We start from the raw sequence: 23,303 nt of genomic DNA on the forward strand, positions 1-23,303 counted from the left end.
GCGGGGGTGGTGGACAGGGATGGATTCGAACCACCGTTCGGCATTACCCGGGCAGATTTACAGTCTGCTGCCTTCAACCACTCGGCCACCTGTCCACGCGCTTAAACCCAGTGCGTTGACCCCTTGGAGGGGGTCGTTCTTGCCGAGAGGCGGTCCCTTGAACAATTCGCGCTTGCCTGTCAATGGCGACAGGACGAAAAGCTGAAAACTATCAACACCGGCGTTACCCGCGCCCAAGAAAGACATACACACCATGGCAAAACGCGGCGCACGCAACCGGAACCGCAAGGCCGGACTCGAGGGCGGCAAGTTTCCGCGATTCTGGGGCACCCATGCCTGCGAGGCCGCGTTCAACAATCCCGAACGACAGATTCGCTGGATTCGCGGCACGCGCGAAGCGCTGGCACAATTCGAACTGCCGCAGGGCGTTCCGGTGGAATTCGCCGATGTCGCCGATCTCGCCCGGCTGGTTGCGCGCGACGCGCCGCACCAGGGAATCGTGATCGAGGTCGAGCCGCTCGACGACATGCTGCTCGACGATGTGCTGTCGGGCGATCCGCTGCGGCCGCTGGTGGTGCTCGATCAGGTGACCGATCCGCACAATGTCGGCGCCATCTTCCGTTCCGCTGCCGCCTTCGATGCCGCCGCGATCATCACGCAGGACCGGCATGCGCCGCCCGAATCGGGCACCGTGGCCAAGGCCGCGTCGGGCGCACTGGAAATCGTGCCCTGGGTGCGCGTGGTGAACCTGTCGCGTGCGCTCGAGGAAATGGCCAGCGCCGGCTATTGGCGCATCGGCCTGGCAGGGGAAGCCGAAGACACGCTGGCGCAGGCGCTGGGCAGCGGCCCGGTCGCGCTGGTGCTGGGCGCGGAAGGCGAAGGCCTTCGCCATAATGTTGCGGGGCATTGCGACGCCCTTGCCCGGCTGCCGATCAGCAGCGCTATGGAAAGTCTCAATGTGTCGAACGCAGCAGCAATTTCGCTCTATGCGATTCGGATGGACCGGGGAGAAGGCTGATGCGCATGCGGGGGCAAATCGGATTGCGGATCATCGCGGTGGCAGCGGCCGCCTGCATGCTCACCGGCTGTCTGTTATCGCCGGGCAAGTTCACCGCGGACATGACAGTGATGCGCGGCGGCGGGTTCAGCTTCGCCTACAAGGGCGAGATCCATCTGCTGGGCCTGTCGCAACTGATCGCGATGGGCGCAGCGCTCGATGACAAGGACGCAGAGTTCACCCCGAGCCACTGCTATGGCGAACCTGCCGAGGTCGACGCAGCGGTGCTGAAGACGGCCGTCGTGCAGGAAGAACAGGAAGAGCAAGGCGAAGGCTGGGCCGAGGAGGCGCTCGAGCGCGAGTGCACGACGGCCGAGATCGAAACGCAGAAGGAAGCCTGGGAAGAAGGGCGCGCCGCCAAAAAGGCAGAGGACGCGCGCAACATCGAACTGGTCAAGGCGCTGCTCGGCGGCATCGACCCCACCTCCCCCGATGCGATCGACGAGTTCATCGTGCGGATCAAGAAGCAGAAGGGCTGGCGCGAGGTGGTGCACAAGGGCGACGGCCTGTTCAGCGTCGATTATGCCATATCGGGCCGCATCGACCAGGATTACAGCTTCCCCACGCTGGAGAAGGTGCAGGGCATCACGCCGTTCATCGTCGCTACGGCGCGGACCAACAACGCGGTGCGCATCGATGCGCCGGCCTTTGCGGCAGGCGGACAGAGCAGCTTCATGGGCGGCAACATGGGCGGCCTGATGTCGATCTTCCAGGCAGTGGGCGCAGCGGGCAGCAGCGAGGAAGCCAAGGTCTTCGCCAACCTGCCCAAGCCCGACGGCGTGTTCATCATCCGCACCGATGGCGAAATTCTGACCAACAATACCGAGGACGGCCCCGGTGTTGCGGGCGCCATGCGCGTGCTCGAATGGAAGGTCAACGCCCGCCGCGACCGCGCGCCCGAGGCGCTCATCTCGCTCAACCCGGCCTGACACAGGCTGCATACCGGACCAAACGGGTCGCACCTCGAAAGGACCGAGACATGAAGATGATACGCCTGATCGCCGCGTTGGCGATACCCCTGCTGCTGACGGGCTGCCTGCTGTCGCCCGGCAAGTTCAATTCCACGCTGGACCTCAAGCGTGATGGCAGTTTCACCTTTACCTATGTCGGCGAAATCGTGGTGAGTGACCTGTCGCCGCCGCCTGCCGAGTTCTCGGCGAGCCCGTGTTTCAGCGACGAGACCGGCGACGAGCGCGAATGCACCGAGGAGGAACTCGCCCAGCAGCGCAAGGACTTTGACGAGGCCCAGGCCGCGAACAATGGCGATGCTGGCATGGCGGCCAGCGCGATGGGCGGCGAAATGGGCGGGCTGGGCAGCGATGAAGGCATCGCCGAACTGGTCGAGCAGCTCAAGAAGCAGGAAGGCTGGAAGAAGGTCAGCTATCGCGGCAATCGCATCATCGATGTCGAATATGCGATCACCGGCACCAATGCACATGGCTTTGCCTTCCCGCTGGTCGATGGCGGCGCTGCGATCATGCCGTTCGTCACCATAATCAAGCGCAAGGATGGCAGCGTGAAGGTATCGGCACCGGCTTATTCGGGCGAGGCTCCCGGCGGCGAGATGGCTGCGCTGGGCGCGATGGCGGGCGCCGGTGACGCCAAGGGCAAGGCGGCACAGCCCAAGCCCGAAGGCAGTTTCACCATCTCCACCGATGGCCGCATTCTGACCAACAACACCGAAGACGGCCCGACCACGGCCGGAGCGACCTCCACCCTCAAATGGGTGGTCAACAGCCGCCTGCCGAAGGGCCCCGAGGCCCTGATCGGGCTTGCCGGTCAATAACCCATCGCGTAGCGGTCCGCGCATGAGCGGACCGCGACACGCAATCCTGGCGCTGGCGGCGCTGGCCATTTTCGCAACATCGGGATGCATCGAGCGTCCCGACGAGGAAATGCTGCGCCCGCCACCCCAGATCACCCGGGCACTCGAGGCACTGGGCAATCGCTCCGCCGGACAGATCGTGCAGGAGGCTCGCAGGGGTTCGGAGCAGCTGGCGCGCCGCTCGGCCACGCTGACGGCCCCTGTCCTGGCCCGCGCAATCCGCCATGGCGAGGCGCAGGCGGTGCGTGCAGGTGCCAAGCCGATACCGCCCGCCATGCAGCAGCTGCTCGCCCCCTATTTCAAGCGCGACACGCTTGCATCGACGCGCTGGACGGTGGGCACAGGCCGGGTGGACCTGGGAACCATCGTCACCGAGCAGTTCATGGATGAAGGCGCGGTGGCGCTCAACCGTCAGGTCGTGTTCTCCAGCGCGCGGCTGACCGAGAATGTGTGGATGTGGGCGCATGAACTCGCCCATGTAGAGCAGTATCGCCGCATGGGCATCGACCGCTTTGCTGCGGCCTATGTTGCAGACTGGCGTGCAATAGAACGCGAAGCCTCCGAGCGCGCCGACAAGGTCACTGCCGCTATCCGCAAATCGGGCTGAGGCCCGTTTGGCGAAACAAAAAAGGCGGCGCTGTGGGCGCCGCCTTTTCCATGTATCTAGCATATCAACCGGGGAGGGTAATATTGCGACCCCTGCCCGCTCAAAGCATGCGTCTCGCCCGCCCTGCCGGACGGGCGCAAGCGATCAGTTGACCGCGTCCTTAAGGCCCTTGCCGGCCTTGAACTTGGGCTGGGTCGAGGCCTTGATTTCCATCTTTTCGCCGGTGCGCGGGTTGCGGCCGGTCGATGCCTTGCGCTTGCTCACCGAAAACGTCCCGAAGCCGACGAGACGCACTTCGCTGCCCTTGGCAAGTGCACCACTGATCGAATCGAACACGGCTTCCACCGCCTTGCTTGCATCTGCCTTGGTGATACCGGCCTGTTCGGAAACAGCCGAGATAAGATCGTTCTTGTTCATGCCGTGGGAACCCCCTGATTTTTGTTGAATATTGCTGAATCGCGGCTTTGAGGGGGTTAAGTAAGGACCGATTTTATCTCACTGTCAAAGGGAAAAGCGCGCAATTCCGGGCGTTTTGTCGCAATGTTACCGTAATGCGACCTCGGTTGCGCGCTCTCCCAACAGATGCTGCAGTGCATCATTACTTCTCAATGCTTGACGGCTGCCTCGGGCATGTCGGCATTGGGAACCGGCGGCTGGGCTGCGAGTTCGTCCGCCTCGGTCCAGTCGATCGGCTGCAGCGGATCGACCAGGGCGACCCGCAACACTTCATCGACATGACTGACAGGGATGATCTTGAGACCCTGTTTGGCGTTCTCGGGGATCTCGGCCAGGTCCTTCTCGTTCTCCTGCGGGATCAGCACCGTGGTGATGCCGCCGCGCAGCGCCGCGAGAAGCTTTTCCTTGAGCCCACCGATCGGCAGCACGCGCCCGCGCAGCGTGACCTCGCCGGTCATCGCGACATCGCGGCGCACCGCATTGCCGGTCAGCGTCGAAATGATCGACGTGACCATGCCGATGCCTGCCGAAGGACCATCCTTGGGCACCGCCCCTTCGGGCAGGTGGATATGGATGTCCTTGCGCGCAAAGATGCTGGGCTTGATGCCGTAAGACGGTGCCCGCGCCTTCACGAAGGAAAATGCCGCCTGCACCGATTCCTGCATCACTTCGCCGAGCTTGCCGGTCGTCTTGATCATGCCCTTGCCGGGCACGGTCACCGCCTCGATGGTCAGCAGTTCGCCGCCCACCTCGGTCCAGGCCAGGCCCGTCACCGCACCGATCTCGTTCTCCGCCTCACCGATACCGTGGCGGAATTTGCGCACGCCGGCAAAATCGGACAGGTTCTCGGGCGTGATCACCACGCCCTTGTCCTTGCCTTCCAGGATCCGGCGCAGCGACTTGCGGGCTAGCCGGGCAATCTCGCGTTCCAGCGTACGCACGCCAGCCTCGCGGGTATAATAGCGGATCAGATCGCGCAGACCTTCTTCGGTCAGTTCGAACTCGCCCTGCTTCAGGCCATGCGATTCCACCTGCTTGGCGATCAGGTGCCGCTTGGCGATTTCGACCTTCTCGTCCTCGGTATAGCCTTCAAGCCGGATGATCTCCATGCGGTCGAGCAGCGGCTGCGGCAGGTTGAGGCTGTTCGCGGTGGTCACGAACATGATGTCTGACAGATCGATGTCGATCTCGAGATAATGGTCCTGGAACTTGGTGTTCTGTTCCGGATCGAGCACCTCGAGCAGCGCCGAGGCCGGATCGCCGCGGAAATCCTGACCCAGCTTGTCGATCTCGTCGAGCAGGAACAGCGGATTGCTGGTTCCGGCCTTTTTGAGATTGTTGACGATCTTGCCCGGCAGCGAGCCGATATAGGTGCGCCGGTGTCCGCGGATTTCCGCTTCGTCGCGCACGCCGCCGAGCGACTGGCGCACGAACTCGCGCCCCGTCGCCTTGGCGATCGAGCGTCCCAGCGAGGTCTTGCCGACACCCGGAGGGCCGACAAGGCACAGGATCGGGCCCTTCAGCTTGTTGGTACGCGCCTGAACCGCCAGATATTCGATGATCCGGTCCTTGACCTTTTCCAGTCCGAAATGGTCATCGTCGAGCACCTTCTGCGCCTCAGCAATGTCCTTTTTCAGCTTCGACTTCTTGCCCCAGGGCAGGCCCAGCAGCACGTCGAGATAGTTGCGCACGACAGTAGCTTCGGCCGACATCGGTGCCATGCCGCGCAGCTTCTTCAGTTCCGCCGTCGCCTTGGCCTTGGCCTCGGTGGAAAGCTTGAGCTTCTCGATCTTCTCGGCAAATTCGTTGACGCCATTGCCGTCATCGCCGTCGCCATTGCCCAGCTCGGACTGGATCGCCTTGAGCTGCTCGTTCAGATAATATTCGCGCTGGGTCTTTTCCATCTGGCGCTTCACGCGGCCACGAATCTTCTTCTCGACCTGCAGCACGCCGAGCTCGCCTTCCATGAAGCCGAACACCATTTCCAGCCGCTTGACCGGATCATCCTCGGTCAGCAGGCTCTGCTTGTCGGCGACCTTGACTGAGATGTTCGCGGCGACCGCATCGGCGAGCTTCGAGGCATCGTCGATCTCGGCCAGCTGCACGGCCGTCTCGGCAGGCAGCTTCTTGTTGAGCTTGGCGTAATTCTCGAACTGCTCGACCACCGACCGCATCAGCGCGTTGACATCGGTACCGCTGACAGCACGCGCCTCGATGGGCTCGACTTCGGCCAGCACATGGTCGCCGCTCGCCTCAAGCCGATTGAGCCGCGCACGATCGCCACCCTCCACCAGCACGCGCACGGTGCCATCGGGCAGCTTCAGCAGCTGGAGCACGGTGGCGATCACGCCGATATCGTAAAGATCATCGCGGTCGGGATCGTCGCGCGCCGGATCCAGCTGCGCCACGAGGAAGATTTCCTTGTCCTGCTCCATCGCGCGCTCGAGCGCCGCGACAGATTTGTCGCGACCGACGAACAGCGGCACGATCATCTGCGGGAACACCACAATGTCGCGCAGGGGCAGCAGGGGATAGGTCTGGAACATGGTCAATTCGGTTCAATCCATCTGGGGTTGGTCACCGGACGTCCGGTGGCATCTCGCCGGCTTATATGGTTGCCGGGTCTATCCACGACAAGCGATCCTGCACCCACCCAGGTTAACGCATTCAGAACGGCAGCTTGAATCCTGCCGGTAGCGGCAGGCCCTGGGCCATCTTGCTCATCTCTTCCTCGCTGGCACGATCCGCCTTGGTACGCGCGTCGTTGAACGCTGCAGCGATCAGGTCTTCCAGCATCTGCTTGTCGGCCGGCACCATCAGGCTGTCGTCGATTGACACGCCCAGGATGCGGCCCTTGGCGGTCGCGCGAACCTTGACCAGGCCGCCGCCCGCCGCGCCTTCGACCTCGATCGATTCCAGCTTGGCCTGCGCCTCATTCATCTGGCGCTGGACGGTCTGGGCCGCTTCCTGCGCGGCCGCCATCATCTCTTCCATGCTTTTCATGCCTTGGCACTCCGTGTTGGCAGGGTTTCCTCTCCATGTGGGGAGATTTCCGCCGCAGTCCAGTCTATTTCCGCATCGGGAAAGGCCGCTTGCGTGGCCTTGACCAGCGGGTGGTTGAGGATTTCATCGCGCATCGCCTCTTCGGCGCGCTTCTCCTGCTCGGCCAGGCTCGGCTGGGCCTCGCCCTCGCCGCGTTCGATCTCCCAGCGCCGCCCGGTGATCGCCATCAGCGCCTCGCGCAGCAAAGGCACATAATCGTCGCGGCCCGTGGCGGACTGGTAGATCAGCCGGTCCTCGCCCAGCTCGATCAGCCGCATGTCGGTCTTGACCTGCGCCGCGATCAGCCATTTGTTGGCGTGGTCGAGCATGTCGACCAGATCGGCAATGCTGCGCGGAGTATCGGGAACCTGGGCCGCGACAAGCTCTGCCGGTGCCGCATTCCAGGGCGGGCTTTCCTCGGCGTGCGGCGCTGCGGGCGGCGGCGTCTCGACCGGCGCGGGCGCAGAGACGGGCGTGCCAGCAGGCGCATCGGCGAGCCTGCGGGCGAGAGTACCGGGATCGGGCAGCGTCGCCGCATAGAGCGCGCGCAGCAGCGCCATCTCGCACGCCTCGCGCGGGACAGGCGCGCTCTCGATCTCGTCATGGCCCTTCAGCAGCAGCTGCCACAGCCGGTGCAGGCTGGCATGGCCAAGCTTGCCCGCCCAATCAGCGAGCGCTGCGCGATCTTCCTCGCCATGCACGGTGCGCACGCGGCCTGCCGACTTGTGCAGCGTGATCGCATGGACCATCGCCAGCAACCCGCGCATCACGCTGACCGGATCGACACCCAGGCTGTGCTGCGCGTCGAGATCGACCAGCATCGCATCGGCATCGCCGGCGATCAGATGCGCGAACAGCCGCCGCATCGCGCCGCGATCCGACAGGCCGAGCATGCTGCGCACCTGTTCGGTGCGCACGGCAGGCGCGCCCTCGCCCGCATCACCGCCGAGGTCAGCATGGGCAATCGCCTGGTCGAGGATCGACAGGCCATCGCGCACCGATCCTTCGGCAGCATCGGCGATCATCGCCAGCGCATCGGCCTCTGCCGTAATCGCTTCCTTGACGCAGATCTCGGCAAAATGGCTGGCGAGCAGTTCGGACGGAATGCGCTTCAGGTCAAACCGCTGGCAACGCGACAGCACAGTGATCGGCACCTTGTTCACCTCGGTCGTGGCGAACAGGAACTTCACATGCGGCGGCGGCTCTTCCAGCGTCTTGAGCAGGCCGTTCCACGCCTGTTTCGACAGCATGTGCGCTTCGTCGATGATATACATCTTGTAGCGCGCGGATACGGCGGCATAGCGCACCGCTTCGGTAATCTCGCGGACATCGTCGATGCCGGTATGGCTGGCGGCGTCCATCTCGATCACGTCGATATGGCGGCCTTCGGCGATGGCAACACACGGTTCGCATATTCCGCAGGGCGAGATGGTCGGGCCGCCCTGCCCGTCCGGGCCGATGCAGTTCAAGGCCTTGGCGATCAACCGCGCGGTCGAGGTCTTGCCCACCCCGCGCACCCCGGTCATCAGGAACGCATGCGCCAGCCGCTCGCGCCGGATCGCATTGCCCAGCGTCTGCACCATCGCATCCTGGCCGATCAGTTCGGCAAAGGTCTGCGGGCGATATTTACGCGCGAGTACGCGATAGGCCTGGCCAGTCGCGGCTGGTGCAGCCGCGGGCGGCAGGTCCAGCCCCAGCCCGGGCATGTCTGCCGCATCATTATCCAAGTCTTGGGGCCGGGAATCGTCCATGCAATGCTGATTAGCCGCTGGCGCGCGCGGATGGAAATGAAACCGCCAGCCTGTTCAAAACGGGCGGCAGTTGATCGGCGCGGTGATAAGGGATGGTAGGAGCCGGACGACCCGCGGCGAAAATCGTTGTGGCTGCTTCCTTCCGGACCTGACCAGATTGGCGACGGCTACGTCCGCCCGACTCCCGAGCGCCATATGGCGAGTTGATGACAGAAAAGCAAGCAGGGCTGAAAACGCCGTCACACGCCCTGCATGTCGTAGCTTTCGGCGGGGACCCGGCAGGTCAGGCTGCCCCATTCCTCCCGCAGGAATATCTGGCACGACAGGCGGGAAGTGCGAGTCACCGCGACCGCGAGGTCCAGCATGTCCTCTTCCATCTCGACCGGATCGGGCAGCTTGGCGAAATCGGCAGGATCGATGATCAGATGGCAGGTCGAGCAGGCCATCTGCCCCTCGCACGTCCCTTCGAGCGGCTGGCCGTTGGCCTGCGCGACATCGAGCAGCCGGTCGCCCTCCTTGGCCTGAACCGTCTGGCGGCTCTTGCCGTCCGCGCTGATGAACGTCACCTCGACCATCGATCACCCTATCTGCCTGTCGGCCGCATCCAGGATCAAATGCGCGGCGCGGTCGATTTCGTCAACACTGGTGTAGCGACCAAAGCCCAACCGGATCGACGAACGCACGGCGGCGCTCGGCAGACCCAGTGCCGTCAGCACATGGCTGGGCCGCCCCGATCCGCTGGCACAGGCGGAACCGGCAGAAAAGGCGACACGGCGCACATCGGACATCAGCCGCGCGACATCCAGCCCGTCGCGGCGAAGGTTGAGATTGCCGGCATAGCGATGTTCGAGCGATCCATTGACCTGCCAGCCTGCGAACAGCTCAAGCGCCCGCTTCTGCAGCATCGCCACATGCGCCAGATCGCGCTCCATCTGCTCGCCCGCCAGCCGTGCCGCAGCGCCGAAGCCCGCGCACAAGGCAGGCGAGAGCGTACCCGATCGCAACCCCTGTTCCTGCCCGCCGCCATGGATCAGCGGCTCAAGCGCGACGCCGTCACGCCGCCACAGCGCTCCGATGCCCTTGGGGCCATGGATCTTGTGCGCGCTGATCGCGATCATGTCGGCCGATTGCGGCAGGCTGGCGCGGCCAAAGCCCTGCACCGCATCGCACAGGAACAGCGCGCCTGCCTGATGGGCCATCTGCGCAAGCGCTTCGACAGGCTGGATCACGCCGATCTCGTTATTGACCAGCATGGCAGCAACCAGCGCGGTATCGGTGGTGATCGCGGCGCGCGCCACATCCAGATCGACCAGCCCGTCGCCGCCCACGGGGAGCAGCACGACCTCATGGGCCTGGCTTTCCAGCCAGAGACAGGTATCACGCACAGCGGCATGTTCGGTTGCCAGCGTGACAATGCGCCGGCGCGGAGCCAATGCCGGCAGCGCGCCCCGGATCGCGAGGTTGAGCGCCTCGGTGGCACCGCTGGTAAAGATCAGCTGCCCCCCCGGCGGCATCAGCGCTTCGATCTGCCCGCGCGCCACCTCGACCGCCGCTGCCGCCCTGCGCCCCGGGCCATGCGCGCTGTGCGGATTGGCCCAACCGCTGATGCTTTCGGGCCCGCCCAGCCAGGGCTGCATGGCAGCCAGCGATTCGGGCGCAAGCGGGGTCGTGGCCTGGTAATCGAGATAGATGGGCTGGGCCGCCATCAGCGCCGGGCCCTTGCCGCCATCTCGCGCCACAACTCGATGAAGCGATAGACATGCGCGCGCGTTGTCGAGGGGCCGAAGCTTACGCGGACCACCTCGCCTGCGGCCTTTTCGTCCCAACCCATCGCGGTCAGCACCGCGCTGGTCTTGAGTGTTCCCGACGAACAGGCACTGCCCGCCGATACCGAGACACCGGCGAGATCGAACTGGATCAGCTGCGCATTGGCGGGCACGCCGGGCATGCGATAGCTGCCGATGCTGGGCAAGCGGGCCGCGTCCTGCGCAACCAGCTCTCCGCCCGATCCGCGGATGGCACTATCGAGTTGGTGGCGCAGGTCTGCTGCGCGATCGATCCAGTAGCGCGCATGGGTCAGCGCGGCGGCAAAACCCATCGCAGCGGGGACATTCTCGGTCCCGCCGCGATAGCCCTTTTCCTGCCCTCCAGCAGGATCAAGAAGCCCCAGATCACGCACCAGCAGCGCGCCGATGCCCGGCGGGCCGCCCAGCTTGTGCGCCGACACCACGATCATGTCCGCATCGGGCAGCGGCATCTTGCCCACGCTTTGCGAGCAATCGCACAGGGTGATCGCATGGCCCTGCCGCGCCAGATCGGTGATGCTGGCATTGTCCTGGATCACCCCGGTTTCGCTGTTGACCGACTGCACCACGACCAGCGGCCGCCCGCTGCTGGCCTCGAGCGCACGCTGCAGGCTCGCCAGCACCAGCCTTCCGTCGAGATCGACGGCCAGCCGCATCAGCGATCGGCCTGCGGGGATACGCGCGGTCAGCCGTAACACTGCGTCATGCTCGGTCGGATTGACGATCCAGCCATCGGTCTTGCCTGCCATCATGGCCAGCGTGATCGCCTCGCTCGCCCCGCTGGTCAGGATCACCTCGCCATCCCAGCCGAGCGCGCCAGCGATCTGCCGCCGTGCCTCTTCGAGCGCCGCGCGGGCTGCACGGCCATCGCCGTGCGGAGACGACGGGTTGGCCCACTGCTCCATGCCCGCGATCATCGCGGCGCGCACCTCGGGCAGCACCGGCGTGGTGGCAGCATGGTCAAGATAGATGCGGGGCTGGGTCATGCGGCCGATCGGCAGGTACGGTCAGGACAACGGTTCATCGCATTCCTCTAACCGCAGCCAGCGCCAATTCCACGCATTTTGTTGCTTTTCGCGTCAGGGATTGCGTATAGGCCCCCTTCTTTGGCGGGGGTTCGGCCTTATCTGAAACCCCTGCCACCGCATTTTTCAGACAGCCGCCACCCAATTCACATCCAGCCGAAAGAGCGCAAAACATGCCCGCCGTCATCTTTCCCGGTCCCGAAGGCCGTCTTGAAGGACGCTTCAGCCCTGCCCCTCGTCCGCGCGCACCGGTGGCGATGATTTTACATCCGCACCCGCAGGGCGGCGGCACGATGAACGACCGCATCACCCAGGCGCTCTACAAGACTTTCGTGCGCCGTGGCTTTGCAACGCTGCGCTTCAACTTCCGTGGCGTCGGCCGCAGCCAGGGTACGTTCGACAACGGCATCGGTGAACTGTCCGACGCCGCCGCCGCGCTCGACTGGGTGCAGAGCTTCCATCCCGAAGCGCAGACGACCTGGGTCGCAGGATTCAGCTTCGGCGCGCTGATCGCTATGCAGCTGCTGATGCGCCGTCCGGAAATCCGCGGCTTCATCTCGGTCGCGCCGCCGGCCAACATGTACGATTTCAGCTTCCTCGCGCCCTGCCCCGCATCGGGCATCATCGTGCAGGGTGCCGCCGATACCGTGGTGACGCCGGGCGCGGTGCAGAAGCTGGTCGACAAGCTGCGCACGCAAAAGCACATCACCATCCACCATGACGAGATCAGCCGCGCCAACCATTTCTTCGAGCATGAACTCGATGATCTGATGCACTCGGTCGACAATTATCTCGACATGCGGCTGGCGCCGGATTCGCCGATCCGCTGAACATCCATGTAACGCAGGCGCGTTACTGACGACCAAATGAATTGCAACGAAGAGGGATTGAGTATAGCCTTTAGATAACACCAATATGGAGGCAAACGATGTCGGGTTTCTCCAAGTGTTACAAGGCTATGCTCCTGGCGGCTGCGACGTGTGGCGCAGCCCTTCCCCTGTCTGCCCAGCAAGCCGATCCCAACCCTGGCGTATCCGCTGCGGAAATCGAAGTCATCGGCCGGCGGCAGACGGAAGCAGAGGTCCGCGCAGAGGCTTTTGATTATGTTCGGCGCTCTGGCGTCATCAAGGGCGATAGCCCAATCGCGCGGTGGCATAGTCCCGTCTGTCCCAAGTTGATTGGCATCAAGCCGGAATATGCCCAGATTGTTGAGCGCAAATTCCGCGCCATCGCTGCGATTGCGGAAGTCGAGCTGGCAGATCGCAAATGCGATGCCAATGTGGTCATTGCCTTCACGACCAGCGGCGCCGATGTCGCCAAGGAAATCGTCAAGCACTCCCCGCTTCAAATCCAGGAAATTCCTCTGCCTCAGCGCCGGGAGTTCCTGGAAGGAACTGCCCCTGTGCGCTGGTGGTACAGCACGCAGCTCGCCACCAGCGAAGGGATGATCACCGGGTTGGACGGACTCATGGTCGCCGACTACGGATCCTCGGAAGGTGGCGGATCCGTCGTTTCTGACGAATACCCCATGGTGCGGGTCTACCATTCAAGCCTGATACGGACGCAAGTCATCCGCGTGCTGCGGAGCGCCACTATTATCGTCGACGTGAACCGGGCCACGGGCGAATCGCTCGACGCTGTCGCCGCTTTTACGGCGATGGTCGGGCTGGCGGAAATCCAGCCGATCACGATGACGCCGCCAAATTCCATTCTTGGCCTGTTTGATCCGGATGCAAAGATCGGGTCGGCGACTGAATGGGATATCAGCTTCCTCAAGGCTCTTTATGCCATCCCACCCGCACGTTTCGGATGGAAGCAGAAAAAGATGCTCGCCAACCGCATTGTCCGTGCGGCCGACGCCGCAGGGCAGATTATCGACGAGTAAGAATTGCTCCAGGGCTTTCCATGATTGCCGATGGATCGAGAAGAAAAGTCACCAGACGCACCCATGTGCTGCACATGTCCAACAGCATTTATGATCGCCCGCTTTTGGCTTCGAAGTCATTCAGCGCCGATGCCCCAGCGGAGATGAGGCAATGATGCGGAAATTCGGCAAGATTACAGGGGCTACCGCGCTGGTCGCGATGATGAGCAGCAGCCCTGTGGGTGCACAATCGGGCCCTGCATCGGTGGCAACAGGACGTGGGCCGGAAATCCGCGTCATCGGCCGCTCGGTCACCGAGGCCGAATTGCGCAAACAGGCCAATGATTTCGTCCGGCGCACCGGCGTGGCCAATCGTTCGGACCCGGTCGCGCGCTGGATAGACCCGGTTTGCCCCAAGGTTGTCGGCATCAAGCCCGAATATGCCGAAATCGTCGAGACACGCATGCGAGACATCGCCGCGCTGTCGGGGATCGCAACCGCCCCTCCTGGCTGCCAAAGCAACATCGCGGTGAGCTTCACCACCGACGCACGCGGCGTGATGGAGCAGATTGCCAGGAAGTCGCCCAGCCGGCTTTCCGAACTGCAACCGCATCTGCGTGATCGTCTGGTGAACGGCGATGCGCCGATCCGGTGGTGGTACAACAGCCGCAGCCAGGGCGCGGACTCGATGCGCGTGGGCAATTCGGATTCGCTGCTCATCGGCGCCAGCCCTACCGATGGCTACACATTCAGCAGCGGCATTGGCGGAGAATCCGCTGTCGGCAATGGCACCCAGTCGATCCAAGCGTATCGATCCACATTGATCGGCACCTTGGCGGTCCGCGCGCTGTTCAAGGCAACGGTCGTGATCGACGTCAATCTGGCTCAGGGCCAGTCGCTCGATGCCGTGGCCGCCTATGCAGCGATGGTCGCCTTTGCCGAAACCACGCCGGTCGATCAGCCCATGCCCAATTCGATCCTCGGCCTGTTCGACCCGGACAATCTCTATTCAGCCCCCACCGATTGGGACATTGCCCTGCTGCGCACCTTGTACGAAATGCCGCACGACCGGGCCGGCTGGAAACAGCGCCGCATGCTTGTCAGTGGCGTTGTCGGCGCATCGGCTGCACCGGAAGGGCAGCAATAGCCCGCGCCTGCAACCGCAACACCAGCATAACAAATCAGCGGTTCAGCCGACCCGAACGGTCTGCTCGATCGCGCCGAAGATCGTGTGTTCCTTGTCGTCATGCACGTCGATGCGGACAGTATCGCCATGCTTCAGGAACGGGGTCTTCATCTCGCCGGTGGTGATCTTCTCGACCATGCGCACCTCGGCAATGCAGCTATAGCCCAGCCCGCCTTCGCTCACCGGGCGGCCCGGGCCGCCATCGCTGTCGCGGTTGGAGACGGTGCCCGAACCGATGATCGATCCGGCCCGCACCCGCCGCGTCTTGGCGAGGTGCGCGATCAGCACGCCAAAATCGAAGGTGCAGTCATCCGATGCGACCGCACGGCCAAAGGGCTTGCCGTTCAGATCGACCATCAGCGTGCGGTGCAGCTTGCCGTCCTTCCAATAATCCCCCAGCGCATCCGGGGTCACGAAGACAGGCGAAAACGCGCTGGCCGGCTTGGACTGGACAAAACCAAAGCCCTTGGCGAGCTCGTCCGGGATCAGGTTGCGCAGCGACACATCGTTCACCACCCCGACCAGCCGGATATAGCTGCGCGCCTCTTCGGGCGTCACGCCCTGCGGGACATCACCGGTGACGACGACAATCTCCGCTTCCAGATCGCAGCCCCAGGCTTCGTCCTTGAGGCTGATGGCATCGCGCGCGCCCATCATGTCGTCCGAACCGCCCTGATACATCAGCGGATCGGTCCAGAAGCTTTCGGGCAGTTCGGCCCCGCGAGCCTTTCGCACCAGTTCGACATGGTTCACATAGGCCGAACCGTCCGCCCATTGATAGGCACGCGGCAGCGGTGCTGCGGCATCATGTTCATGAAAGCGCTCGCGCGGGATCGCGGCATGTTCCAGATCGCGCGCCAGCACCTCCAGATACGGGGCCATGCGATCCCAATCGTCGAGCGCTGCCTGCAGCGTGGGCACGAGATGGCTGGCATCCGCATACCAGGCCAGGTCGTTGGAAACGACGACGAGATGACCGTCACGGCCGCTCTTGAGGGATGCAAGCTTCATGGGATGCGGCTACCTTTTGCTGTTGCCGGAAAGGGAATTTGCTGCGCGCAGCATAGTATCATTTGAAACTTGAATGCAAGACCCGGAGGCTGCGGGTCAATCATCGGTCAGATCGTCCGCACGCGCCAGCAACTTGCCGAGCAGGCCGGCGAGCTGCGACCGTTCACGCTCGTCGAGCACCGCCATCACCTGCGCCTCCATCTGCAAGGCGAGCGGCATGATCTCGCCATATAGCGCCTGGCCGGCGGCGGTCAGCGCCAGGTGGTGCGAGCGACCATCGGCCATGTTGGGCGCACGCTGGATCAGCGCGCGTTCGCCCAGGGTCTTGGTGGCGCGGTTGACGGCGACCTTGTCCATCCGGGTCGCGGCGACCAGCTCGCGCTGCGTTGCTTCTCCGACATCGCCGAGCACCGCCATCACCCGCCATTCCGGAATCTTGAGGCCGAAGCGCGTGCGGTATTCGCGCGCGATCAGATCGCTCACCGCGTTCGACGTGATCGAAAGGCGATAGGGCAGGAAATCGGCAAGGCGGGTGATGTTGCGGGTCATGTTCCGGATGTCAGGCTATTCAATGTCCAGTTTCACGCCAAGCCAAATCGTGCGCGGCGTTGCGCGTTCTATGATGCCCGGCCCGCTGATACCCGCCTGGACAGTGGTATCGAACAGGTTTTCCCCGCGCAGTTCGACCAGCAGATTGCGGCTGAGGCGATAGGCGGCGCGGGCATCGAGCGTGATGGCATCATCGAGCGAGAGCTGGCCCAGATCATCCTCGAACTGCGCGCCGACATAGCGCGCCGTGAGGTTGAGGCCGCTATCGCCGCCTTGCGGGAACCAGCCCAGCGAGCCGGTGGCAAAGTGCCGCGGCACCTGCGCCGGTCGCCGCCCGTCGATTGCCGCCTGGGCCACGTTACCGCGCACCTCGGCATCGACATAGCTATAGGCCGCGACCAGATCGAAATCGCCGATATCGGCGCGCGCCTCCAATTCGATGCCCCTGGCTTCCACGGCCCCCAGATTCTGCCGCTGGCTGAACGTTCCCGCCGCCGACACGAAGCCGACCCCGGGAAAGGTGCCCGGTCCGCGCGCCAGCGTGACATTGGCAATCGCATTGTCCAACCGGTTCCAGAACAGCGTTGCGCCCAGCTGGATCGTGTAGATCTCGTAATCGAGTCCCAGTTCCGCCCCTCGGAGGCGTTCCGGCGACAGCGCCGCATTGGCGGCCGTGGCATCGGGGCCGACACGAAACGGGCGATACAGCTCGTTCAGCGTGGGCAGTCGCCAGCCGAGATATCCCGCACCGCGCAGCTTGAGCAGCCCGGCCGCATCCCAGGCAAAGCCGGCGCGACCCGTGCCTTCCCAGCCGCTGCGATCATTGAACAGCGATGTGGTCACCGGGGCGCCGGTGGCCAGCACCGTTTCGCGCAGCCGGCCATTGCTCAGCCGCCAATGGTCCAGCCGCCCGCCGCCGGTCAGCAGCAGATCGGGCGATGCCTGCCAGCTCGCTTCGGCAAAGGCGCCAATCGTCTCGCTCGCCCCGCCTGCACGGCGCAGTCGCGTCGGCGCACCGGCCACGAATGTGAACAGCTCGCGCGTCTCGCCGGTGGTGCGACGCCATTCCGCCCCCAGGCGCAGTTCGGAGCCGCTGCCGAGCGAAGGGCGGATTTCGGCCCGCGCCCCAAGGCCCGTCGAGGGCGTGTTATACTGGTCCAGGCTTTGCGTTGCCGTCCTGCGATCCGCGCTGATCGCGGCAAAGCTGCTCTCGAAACTGCGGATCTGCACATAGGCCAGCGCCGACCAGGGCAATGTCCCGCGTCCGACCAGCCGGATGCTGGCATCGGCGCCGTCGTTGCGGTTGTCGCTAAAGGCAAAGCCGCGCTCGCGCTCGTCGGTAAACGCCCGGGCGCTGGCCTGAAGCTCGGTGGTCGCATTCAGCGGAGCGACGAATCGCAGGTTGACGCCCAGCTGCTCGTAGGGGGCGGGCCGATCGACCGGGCCGCGTTGCGCCGCGATCACCGGGGTGAAGCCGTCGCCGCGCGCATATTGGGCGGACACGGTCAGCCCGCCCTGCCCCAGCGACTGGCTGGTGCCGAGGCTCGCCTCGAGCGAATCGCGGCTGCCATAGGCAAGATCGGCATAGACATTCGACTGGTCGGGCGTGATGCCGGCGCTGTCGAGCTCGATCGTGCCAGCAAGCGCGCCGGGGCCATCGCCGCCTGTGCCCCCGCCACGCCGTACGCGGACCGAGGCCAGGTTGATCGCGTCATAACCGGGAAAGCTGATCCAGCCGCCGAACGGATCGCTCTGAGGCACCCCGTCGAGGATCATCAACGCGCGGCTGGAAGCATTGCCGCCCAGGCCGCGCAGGGTGATGCCCTGGCTGGTGGGATTGGCGCTGCGTGCATCGGAGCGGCGGAACTGCTGCAGGCCGGGCACCAGCCGCAGCGCGTTCTCCAGCCGCTGGCTGGGCTCGTTGGCGAGCATATCGGGCGACAGGACGGTGACGCTATAGGCGCGATCTCCAATGGGTGCGTCCAAAGGCTTGCCGATGACCGTGATCGGCGCATCGGGCCAGCTGATCGTGTCGCCGGTGCTGGAGCTGTCGGCGGACTGCGCAAGCGCAGGGCCAGCCATCAGGGCGATCATGCCAGCGCCGGCCGCCAGATTCCGGGCAAGCCTTGTCACGCCGGCTTGACCCTTTCGGGATGGGCGGCGGCAAAAGCCGGGATGTCCTGCAATTGGGCGTCGATCCGGCTCAGGCGCGGATAGGGCGTCATGTCGAGATCGAAGCGCCGCGCATTGGCAACCTGCGGCACCAGGCACACGTCAGTCAGATCGGGCGCATCGCCGCCGAACAGCCCGGATTCGGGCGCGAGCGCTTCCAGCGCGACAAAGCCCTCTGCAATCCAGTGGCGATACCAGCTGTCGATGGCCCCCTGGTCCTGCCCCATCTCGTTCTTGAGATAATGCAGCATCCGCAAATTGTTGACCGGGTGGATATCGGCAATGATGATCATCGCCCGCGCCAGCATGGCGGCGCGTGCTGCCGGATCGGCGGGGATCAGGCGCGGTTCGGGCCGCGTCGCATCCAGATAGTCGATGATCGCCAGCGACTGGCTGAGATCATGCCCGTCGATGTGGAGCATCGGCACCAGCCCTTGCGGGTTGCGCGCGACATAATCGGGCGCCTTTTGCTGGCGGGTGAGCAGATCGGTCGGCACCGCCTGATAGGCGATACCCTTGAGATTGAGCGCGATGCGCACGCGGTAGCTGGCGGATGAGCGCCAGTAATCGAACAGAATGATGTCGGACATGCCGATGGCTCCTTGGGGGCAGGTTGGCCGGGCCGCGCACCATATGGCCAAGGGGCGCCGATGCAAGGCTTGTTTCCCTGTGGCGGCGCGCATAAGCCTTGGCTCATGCCCGTGCTGCCCGACCTTGTGCTGTTCGCCAAATATCCGCTGCCGGGCTATGCCAAGACGCGACTGATTCCGGCGCTGGGTGCAGAGGGGGCAGCGCAGGTCCACCGGCATCTGGCGCGGCGCACGGTCGATCTTCTGCTGCAGAGCGGTGCGCCGACTGAAGTCCACTATGCAGGGGCAGAGGAAGCTGCTTTTCGCGACTGGCTGGGCGATGGCCCAGCACTGGTGGCGCAGGCCGAAGGCGGGCTGACCGAACGTCTGGTCGATGCGTCCAGACCGCACCCGCACGTGTTTTTCGGCGCGGACACGCCCGATCTCGATGCTGGCATGATCGCCGCCGCCATGACCGCGCTCGCCAACCATGATGTCGTGATCGGCCCGGCGGAAGATGGCGGCTATTATCTTATCGGGATGCGGACGGCGCGGCCCGAACTGCTGACCGACATGCCGTGGAGCACCGAGCAGGTCTTTCCCGAAACGCTGCGCCGCTGCGAGGCTCTGGGCCTTGCCATCGCGCTGCTGCCGATGCTCGCCGATTGCGACCGGCCGGAGGATCTGGAGCGCTGGCCCGATCTCAGGGAACTGGCCCGATGCGCGTAACCCTGATGATCCCGGCGCTGAACGAGGCCAAGGCGCTACCGGCAACGATCGCCAATGTCGCAGCGCTGGTCCCGCAGCCCGACGAGATCCTGCTGGTCGATGGCGGCAGCGAGGATGACACCGTGGAACTGGCAAGATCGGCAGGGTGGTGCACCACGGTCTCGCCCGAACGCGGACGCGGGCCGCAGATCAATTTCGGCGTGGCCGAGGCGACCGGCGATCTGGTGTGCATCCTCCATGCCGACAGCCTGCTGCCCCCCGATGCGATAGCGCATATCCGCCAGGTGCTCGGCGACCGCCGCATTGCGCTGGCCACGTTCCTGCCGATCATAAGGGGGGAAAAGACGCGCTGGTTCACGACCGCGCACAACTGGTGGAAGACCTATTATCCGATCATCACCCATCCGCATCTGTTCGTGCGCGGGGTGCGGTTGCTGTTCGGCGACCATGCGATGTTCTTCCGCCGCGCCGACTATCTGCGGATTGGCGGCATTCCGGCCGATGCAACGATCATGGAAGAGGCGGACCTGTGCATTGGCTTTGCCAGGATCGGCAAGCTGAAGATGACACGCAAGCCGGTCATCACGTCCGACCGCCGCATCGCAGCATGGGGGCCGCTCAAAGCGAACTATATCTACCTCAAGGTCGGCCTGGCCTGGACCTTCGGAATGCGCCACCGGTTGAAGGACATGTATCCCGATATCCGCTGAATGGGCCGATATGGACTCAATGGACCCATCGCGCCGCGCCAGGCGGATTTCGCAACTTTCGCCGCCGAAATGGGGCCAAGCCTCTATTTCGCACTTGCAACATGAGAGCTTTTGTGCCATCTGATAATTGAACGAAAACACTCCTTCTGGGGAAATATCAAAATGAAGATGTTCAAAGCCACTGTGGCCGCGATCGCCCTGACCACCATGGTCGGCGCTCCGGTTCTCGCCCAGGCCGCCGGTCGCGTATCGGCTGCTTCGAGCGAAGAGAGCGAAGCTGAAGGCAGCACCGGGATCATCATCGGCGTTGTCGCTGCTGCAGCCGTCATCGGCGGCATCATCGTCATCGCTGACGACGATGAGCCGAACAGCCCCTGATTTCATCAGGCGCAAGCTAAACGAAAAAGGGCGGCTCCCAAGGGCCGCCCTTTTTTGTTGTGCCTGGCAAGGGTGATGCGAAGTTGGTGAACCCACGGGCCAGACTCTACCGGAATCCGCCCTTCCCCGCCCAGTGCTTACCGGTTTTTTAACCGGGACACGGCTAAGGCGGAGGACTAAGGGTTCTGGGCGTTGCGCCGCACAGGCCAATCATATCCGGGGATTGAGCATGCTGTCCGAGAAAAAGCCTGAAGTTTGCGTGTTGGGTCTGGGCTATATCGGCCTGCCGACCGCAGCGATCATCGCGCGCTCGGGCTGCCGCGTCCTGGGTGTCGATGTGTCCGAACATGTCGTCAGCACCATTGCCGAAGGCCGCATCCATATCGAGGAGGTCGATCTCGACGGGCTGGTTCAGGGCGTGGTTGCGCGCGGCATGCTGCGCACCTCGCTTCAGGTCGAACCGTCGGATGTCTTCGTCATCGCGGTACCGACACCGTTCGACGAAAATCACGCGCCCGATATCAGCTACGTCCTCCAGGCCGCGAGCAGCATCGCTGCCGTTCTCAAGGCTGGCGACTGCATCATCCTCGAATCGACCTCGCCCGTCGGCACGACCGAGGAAATGCGCGACCTGATTGCCAAGCTGCGGCCCGACCTGAAGGTTCCCGGCCTGACCAGCGACATTCCCGATATCGCCATTGCCTATTGCCCCGAACGCGTGCTGCCCGGCCGCATTCTGGAAGAGCTGACCAACAATGACCGTTCGATCGGCGGCATCACGCCCCGCTGCGCGCGCAAGGCGCTGACCTTCTATCGTCGCTTCGTGCGCGGCGAGTGCATCACCACCGATGCCCGCTCGGCTGAAATGACCAAGCTGGTCGAAAACGCCTATCGCGACGTCAACATCGCCTTTGCCAACGAACTGTCGATCGTCGCCGACCGCATGGGCCTGGACGTCTGGGAGGTGATCCGCCTCGCCAACCGCCATCCGCGCGTCAACATCTTGCAGCCCGGCCCCGGTGTCGGCGGGCATTGCATCGCAGTCGATCCGTGGTTCATCATCCACGGTGCGCCGGACGAAACCCCGCTGATCCGCACCGCCCGCTGGGTGAATGACGGCAAGGTCGACCATGTGCTGGCCAAGGCCGGAGCGCTGATCGAAGCGAACCCCCAGGCGCGAGTCGCCTGCCTCGGCCTCGCCTTCAAGGCGAATATCGACGATTTCCGCGAGAGCCCGGCCAACAAGGTTGCGCTGGCGCTGGCCGGGAAATTCGGCGAGCGCATCGCGATTGTCGAGCCTTATGCCCAGGCCCTGCCCCCCGCCTATGACGGCCTGGGCGCGCGGCTGATCGATGTCGACGATGCGATCGAAAGCTGCGACCTGTTCATCGTGCTGGTCGATCATGACGTGTTCAAGTCGATCCCGCTGGCCGAACGCGCAGCAAAGATCGTTTACGACACGCGCGGCATCTGGCCCGACCAGCCGGCTTCGCCCGAGCGTCCCAGCGGCCATTTGCGTCTCGCGGGCTAATCGGGCACATCCTTTACTCATGACCATTCTCGTCACCGGAGCCGCCGGGTTCATCGGCCATGCCCTCACCGCCAGGCTGATGCAGCGCGGCGAGCATGTCGTGGGGATCGACAATCTCAATCCTTATTACGACCCCGCGCTCAAGCACGCGCGGCTGGCCAATCTTGCGACGATCAACGCCGGGCGGTTCGACTTTATCGAGCTCGACTTCGCCGATCATGACGCGCTGGACGCGGCGCTCGCACCCTATGAGCTGAACCAGATCGTACATCTCGGCGCGCAGGCCGGGGTACGCTACAGCATCGACAATCCGCGCGCCTATGTGCAGTCGAACCTGGTCGGGCATCTCAACCTGCTCGAACTGGCGCGGACACGGCAGTCCGAGCATTTCGTCTACGCCTCGTCCTCCTCGGTCTATGGCAACAGCGCCGATGCACCTTTCCGCGTCGATGCCCGCGTCGACCATCCGGTATCGCTCTATGCCGCGACCAAGAAGGCCGACGAGCTGATGAGCGAGACCTATGCCCATCTCTATCGCCTGCCGATGACGGGCCTGCGCTTCTTCACCGTCTACGGGCCCTGGGGCCGGCCGGACATGGCGCTGTGGAAGTTCACCAGCGCGATCCTGCAGGGCAAGCCGATCGATGTGTACAACCATGGCGATATGCGGCGCGATTTCACCTATATCGACGACATCATCGCTGGCGTGCTGGCGGTGATCGATCATCCCCCGGCGGATGATGGCGCGGCCAAGCCCGGCGGTAGCGTGTCGCCGCACAGCCTCTACAATATCGGCAACAACCAGCCCGAACCGCTGGGCAGGATGATCGAGGTGATCGAGGAAGCGTGCGGCAGGCCTGCGATCCGCAACATGCTGCCGATGCAGCCGGGCGACGTCTACCAGACCTATGCCGATATCAGCGCGATCCAGGCCGATCTTGGCTATGCGCCGACCACCGGCATCGACATCGGCATTCCCCGGTTCGTCGACTGGTATCGTGCCTATACCGGCAGCTGACTTGCGGGCTTCACACAA

At 64.1% G+C, this 23,303-nt stretch carries 23 protein-coding genes, 1 tRNA gene and 1 other RNA gene; 12 read left to right on the plus strand and 13 right to left on the minus strand.

All coding sequences use genetic code 11. The features are described from left to right. Positions 1 to 7: 7 nt before the first annotated feature. Positions 8 to 95: transfer RNA gene (locus OU999_05540), tRNA-Tyr, on the minus strand. Positions 96 to 253: 158 nt separating this feature from the next. On the opposite strand from OU999_05540, the gene rlmB reads away from it, so the two are divergent. From rlmB to OU999_05560, 4 genes are read left to right on the plus strand one after another with little or no spacing between them, the layout of a single operon-like run. Next, positions 254 to 1,018 (plus strand): 23S rRNA (guanosine(2251)-2'-O)-methyltransferase RlmB, encoded by a 765-nt coding sequence (gene rlmB, locus OU999_05545; GenBank protein ID WAC24652.1) that lies wholly within the window; start codon positions 254 to 256, stop codon positions 1,016 to 1,018. Between the two features lie 5 nt (positions 1,019 to 1,023). Then, positions 1,024 to 1,986: a hypothetical protein gene (locus OU999_05550; protein WAC24653.1), complete on the plus strand. Its 963-nt coding sequence runs from the start codon at positions 1,024 to 1,026 to the stop codon at positions 1,984 to 1,986. 50 nt (positions 1,987 to 2,036) lie between these two features. After that, positions 2,037 to 2,843, plus strand: a complete 807-nt coding sequence (locus OU999_05555) for a hypothetical protein (GenBank protein WAC24654.1) — start codon at positions 2,037 to 2,039, stop codon at positions 2,841 to 2,843. 22 nt (positions 2,844 to 2,865) lie between these two features. After that, on the plus strand, positions 2,866 to 3,489 hold the full coding sequence (locus OU999_05560; protein WAC24655.1) for a DUF4157 domain-containing protein: 624 nt from the start codon (positions 2,866 to 2,868) through the stop codon (positions 3,487 to 3,489). A gap of 144 nt (positions 3,490 to 3,633) precedes the next feature. On the opposite strand, the gene OU999_05565 is transcribed toward OU999_05560, so the two are convergent. From OU999_05565 to OU999_05600, 8 genes are all read right to left on the minus strand, one after another. Continuing rightward, a complete protein-coding gene (locus tag OU999_05565; protein ID WAC24656.1) occupies positions 3,634 to 3,906 on the minus strand; it encodes an HU family DNA-binding protein in 273 nt (90 codons plus the stop codon). Positions 3,907 to 4,094: 188 nt separating this feature from the next. Further along, on the minus strand, positions 4,095 to 6,491 hold the full coding sequence (gene lon / locus OU999_05570; protein ID WAC24657.1) for an endopeptidase La: 2,397 nt from the start codon (positions 6,489 to 6,491) through the stop codon (positions 4,095 to 4,097). Between the two features lie 121 nt (positions 6,492 to 6,612). Then, positions 6,613 to 6,948, minus strand: coding sequence for a YbaB/EbfC family nucleoid-associated protein (locus OU999_05575; GenBank protein WAC24658.1), 336 nt, complete (start codon positions 6,946 to 6,948; stop codon positions 6,613 to 6,615). Further along, positions 6,945 to 8,693, minus strand: coding sequence for a DNA polymerase III subunit gamma/tau (locus tag OU999_05580; protein ID WAC24659.1), 1,749 nt, complete (start codon positions 8,691 to 8,693; stop codon positions 6,945 to 6,947). The genes OU999_05575 and OU999_05580 overlap by 4 nt, the downstream gene beginning before the upstream one ends. 137 nt (positions 8,694 to 8,830) lie before the next feature. After that, positions 8,831 to 8,926: signal recognition particle sRNA small type (gene ffs / locus OU999_05585), an RNA gene on the minus strand. A 51-nt stretch (positions 8,927 to 8,977) separates the two neighbouring features. After that, positions 8,978 to 9,313 carry a 2Fe-2S iron-sulfur cluster-binding protein gene (locus OU999_05590; GenBank protein WAC24660.1) on the minus strand — a complete coding sequence of 112 codons (336 nt, stop codon included), beginning with the start codon at positions 9,311 to 9,313 and terminating at the stop codon, positions 8,978 to 8,980. A gap of 3 nt (positions 9,314 to 9,316) precedes the next feature. After that, the gene (locus OU999_05595; GenBank protein WAC24661.1) at positions 9,317 to 10,444 is read right to left on the minus strand and encodes a cysteine desulfurase family protein; all 1,128 of its coding nucleotides are present in this window, start codon (positions 10,442 to 10,444) and stop codon (positions 9,317 to 9,319) included. Next, positions 10,444 to 11,529: an aminotransferase class V-fold PLP-dependent enzyme gene (locus OU999_05600; protein ID WAC24662.1), complete on the minus strand. Its 1,086-nt coding sequence runs from the start codon at positions 11,527 to 11,529 to the stop codon at positions 10,444 to 10,446. The genes OU999_05595 and OU999_05600 overlap by 1 nt, the downstream gene beginning before the upstream one ends. 212 nt (positions 11,530 to 11,741) lie before the next feature. On the opposite strand from OU999_05600, the gene OU999_05605 reads away from it, so the two are divergent. From OU999_05605 to OU999_05615, 3 genes are all read left to right on the plus strand, one after another. Further along, positions 11,742 to 12,398, plus strand: coding sequence for an alpha/beta hydrolase (locus OU999_05605; GenBank protein ID WAC24663.1), 657 nt, complete (start codon positions 11,742 to 11,744; stop codon positions 12,396 to 12,398). A gap of 98 nt (positions 12,399 to 12,496) precedes the next feature. Beyond that, positions 12,497 to 13,453 (plus strand): hypothetical protein, encoded by a 957-nt coding sequence (locus OU999_05610; protein ID WAC24664.1) that lies wholly within the window; start codon positions 12,497 to 12,499, stop codon positions 13,451 to 13,453. A 151-nt stretch (positions 13,454 to 13,604) separates the two neighbouring features. Further along, positions 13,605 to 14,579: a hypothetical protein gene (locus OU999_05615; protein ID WAC24665.1), complete on the plus strand. Its 975-nt coding sequence runs from the start codon at positions 13,605 to 13,607 to the stop codon at positions 14,577 to 14,579. 42 nt (positions 14,580 to 14,621) lie between these two features. On the opposite strand, the gene OU999_05620 is transcribed toward OU999_05615, so the two are convergent. The 4 genes from OU999_05620 to maiA all read right to left on the minus strand — a co-directional run bounded on the left by OU999_05620 (position 14,622) and on the right by maiA (position 18,940). Continuing rightward, positions 14,622 to 15,629 (minus strand): fumarylacetoacetate hydrolase family protein, encoded by a 1,008-nt coding sequence (locus OU999_05620; protein WAC24666.1) that lies wholly within the window; start codon positions 15,627 to 15,629, stop codon positions 14,622 to 14,624. 96 nt (positions 15,630 to 15,725) lie between these two features. After that, complete coding sequence (locus OU999_05625; protein ID WAC24667.1) at positions 15,726 to 16,178, minus strand: MarR family winged helix-turn-helix transcriptional regulator; 453 nt, start codon at positions 16,176 to 16,178, stop codon at positions 15,726 to 15,728. A 15-nt stretch (positions 16,179 to 16,193) separates the two neighbouring features. After that, on the minus strand, positions 16,194 to 18,272 hold the full coding sequence (locus OU999_05630) for a TonB-dependent receptor (protein WAC24668.1): 2,079 nt from the start codon (positions 18,270 to 18,272) through the stop codon (positions 16,194 to 16,196). A gap of 35 nt (positions 18,273 to 18,307) precedes the next feature. Continuing rightward, positions 18,308 to 18,940 carry a maleylacetoacetate isomerase gene (gene maiA, locus OU999_05635; GenBank protein WAC24669.1) on the minus strand — a complete coding sequence of 211 codons (633 nt, stop codon included), beginning with the start codon at positions 18,938 to 18,940 and terminating at the stop codon, positions 18,308 to 18,310. A 105-nt stretch (positions 18,941 to 19,045) separates the two neighbouring features. On the opposite strand from maiA, the gene OU999_05640 reads away from it, so the two are divergent. From OU999_05640 to OU999_05660, 5 genes are all read left to right on the plus strand, one after another. After that, positions 19,046 to 19,648 carry a TIGR04282 family arsenosugar biosynthesis glycosyltransferase gene (locus tag OU999_05640; GenBank protein ID WAC24670.1) on the plus strand — a complete coding sequence of 201 codons (603 nt, stop codon included), beginning with the start codon at positions 19,046 to 19,048 and terminating at the stop codon, positions 19,646 to 19,648. Further along, entirely contained in the window at positions 19,639 to 20,358 is a 720-nt protein-coding gene (locus tag OU999_05645) for a glycosyltransferase (protein WAC24671.1), read from the plus strand. The genes OU999_05640 and OU999_05645 overlap by 10 nt, the downstream gene beginning before the upstream one ends. 162 nt (positions 20,359 to 20,520) lie before the next feature. Continuing rightward, positions 20,521 to 20,736, plus strand: a complete 216-nt coding sequence (locus OU999_05650; protein ID WAC24672.1) for a hypothetical protein — start codon at positions 20,521 to 20,523, stop codon at positions 20,734 to 20,736. Positions 20,737 to 20,965: 229 nt separating this feature from the next. Then, positions 20,966 to 22,267, plus strand: coding sequence for a UDP-N-acetyl-D-mannosamine dehydrogenase (gene wecC, locus OU999_05655; GenBank protein WAC24673.1), 1,302 nt, complete (start codon positions 20,966 to 20,968; stop codon positions 22,265 to 22,267). A 19-nt stretch (positions 22,268 to 22,286) separates the two neighbouring features. Then, complete coding sequence (locus tag OU999_05660) at positions 22,287 to 23,285, plus strand: SDR family NAD(P)-dependent oxidoreductase (protein ID WAC24674.1); 999 nt, start codon at positions 22,287 to 22,289, stop codon at positions 23,283 to 23,285. The last annotated feature ends 18 nt before the right edge of the window (positions 23,286 to 23,303 follow it).

Source organism: Blastomonas sp. SL216 (assembly GCA_026625625.1).
Classification (GTDB): Bacteria; Pseudomonadota; Alphaproteobacteria; order Sphingomonadales; family Sphingomonadaceae; genus Blastomonas.

Excerpts from the sequence above, each read along its gene's own strand:
- lon (WAC24657.1), bottom strand. The coding sequence starts at position 6,491 with ATGTTCCAGACCTATCCCCTGCTGCCCCTGCGCGACATTGTGGTGTTC.
- OU999_05580 (WAC24659.1), bottom strand. The coding sequence starts at position 8,693 with ATGCCCGGGCTGGGGCTGGACCTGCCGCCCGCGGCTGCACCAGCCGCG.
- OU999_05565 (WAC24656.1), bottom strand. The coding sequence starts at position 3,906 with ATGAACAAGAACGATCTTATCTCGGCTGTTTCCGAACAGGCCGGTATC.
- OU999_05645 (WAC24671.1), top strand. The coding sequence starts at position 19,639 with ATGCGCGTAACCCTGATGATCCCGGCGCTGAACGAGGCCAAGGCGCTA.
- OU999_05660 (WAC24674.1), top strand. The coding sequence starts at position 22,287 with ATGACCATTCTCGTCACCGGAGCCGCCGGGTTCATCGGCCATGCCCTC.
- OU999_05575 (WAC24658.1), bottom strand. The coding sequence starts at position 6,948 with ATGAAAAGCATGGAAGAGATGATGGCGGCCGCGCAGGAAGCGGCCCAG.
- OU999_05615 (WAC24665.1), top strand. The coding sequence starts at position 13,605 with ATGATGCGGAAATTCGGCAAGATTACAGGGGCTACCGCGCTGGTCGCG.
- OU999_05640 (WAC24670.1), top strand. The coding sequence starts at position 19,046 with ATGCCCGTGCTGCCCGACCTTGTGCTGTTCGCCAAATATCCGCTGCCG.
- maiA (WAC24669.1), bottom strand. The coding sequence starts at position 18,940 with ATGTCCGACATCATTCTGTTCGATTACTGGCGCTCATCCGCCAGCTAC.
- OU999_05600 (WAC24662.1), bottom strand. The coding sequence starts at position 11,529 with ATGACCCAGCCCCGCATCTATCTTGACCATGCTGCCACCACGCCGGTG.
- OU999_05630 (WAC24668.1), bottom strand. The coding sequence starts at position 18,272 with ATGATCGCCCTGATGGCTGGCCCTGCGCTTGCGCAGTCCGCCGACAGC.
- wecC (WAC24673.1), top strand. The coding sequence starts at position 20,966 with ATGCTGTCCGAGAAAAAGCCTGAAGTTTGCGTGTTGGGTCTGGGCTAT.
- OU999_05550 (WAC24653.1), top strand. The coding sequence starts at position 1,024 with ATGCGGGGGCAAATCGGATTGCGGATCATCGCGGTGGCAGCGGCCGCC.
- OU999_05595 (WAC24661.1), bottom strand. The coding sequence starts at position 10,444 with ATGGCGGCCCAGCCCATCTATCTCGATTACCAGGCCACGACCCCGCTT.
- OU999_05605 (WAC24663.1), top strand. The coding sequence starts at position 11,742 with ATGCCCGCCGTCATCTTTCCCGGTCCCGAAGGCCGTCTTGAAGGACGC.
- OU999_05555 (WAC24654.1), top strand. The coding sequence starts at position 2,037 with ATGAAGATGATACGCCTGATCGCCGCGTTGGCGATACCCCTGCTGCTG.
- rlmB (WAC24652.1), top strand. The coding sequence starts at position 254 with ATGGCAAAACGCGGCGCACGCAACCGGAACCGCAAGGCCGGACTCGAG.
- OU999_05625 (WAC24667.1), bottom strand. The coding sequence starts at position 16,178 with ATGACCCGCAACATCACCCGCCTTGCCGATTTCCTGCCCTATCGCCTT.
- OU999_05620 (WAC24666.1), bottom strand. The coding sequence starts at position 15,629 with ATGAAGCTTGCATCCCTCAAGAGCGGCCGTGACGGTCATCTCGTCGTC.
- OU999_05560 (WAC24655.1), top strand. The coding sequence starts at position 2,866 with ATGAGCGGACCGCGACACGCAATCCTGGCGCTGGCGGCGCTGGCCATT.
- OU999_05590 (WAC24660.1), bottom strand. The coding sequence starts at position 9,313 with ATGGTCGAGGTGACGTTCATCAGCGCGGACGGCAAGAGCCGCCAGACG.
- OU999_05650 (WAC24672.1), top strand. The coding sequence starts at position 20,521 with ATGAAGATGTTCAAAGCCACTGTGGCCGCGATCGCCCTGACCACCATG.
- OU999_05610 (WAC24664.1), top strand. The coding sequence starts at position 12,497 with ATGTCGGGTTTCTCCAAGTGTTACAAGGCTATGCTCCTGGCGGCTGCG.